This window comes from Streptococcus sp. HMSC36C04 (assembly GCF_001839535.1).
Lineage (GTDB): Bacteria > Bacillota > Bacilli > Lactobacillales > Streptococcaceae > Streptococcus > Streptococcus hominis.
On sequence record NZ_KV841599.1, the window covers coordinates 1 to 607 of the forward strand.

The following is a 607-nucleotide window of genomic DNA, read 5'->3' on the forward strand; positions in this document are numbered from 1 at the left end:
ACTTGAAAAGTCTAACTTAATTTGACAATTTAGGTAATTTAGAATTCAGCAAAAAAAGAAATGATTTATCTACTTTTAAAGTAATCATCAGACTACAATTTACTACTTATATAACTGATGATGACAAACATTAGCGTAAAAATAATGGTTAAAATAGGAAGCACTATGGTAAAACTTCATAAATACAACTGCATAACTAAAAACTACATCAACACCTCTACCATCGTTCCAATGGCCGTTGGAGAAATCGCCTACCGAAACCTAAAATAAATAATGGTGTGAAAAGTGGTGTGAATTTTGCTAAAAAATCATCAAACATACTAAGATTAGTAGTGAGGAAATCTCCGACGGGAGATGGTACTCACTGCTTTTTCTTTATGTTAAAGTAGAGGTGTCTTGTTAAGTCGTGGGTGTTTTTGACGCTAGACGTCGTACAAAAAACTAGCAAGACACCTGTTTTAGTGGGAATCTGTTCAAAGTATGTGGGACGTTCAACGTCGAGTATTGAAAACGACATCACTAAAACAAGGAATCATTCAAGATGATTCACAACATTGCTTCGGCCAGTCATATCAATCCTTGCCACATTGCGGACTTTTATGAGAAA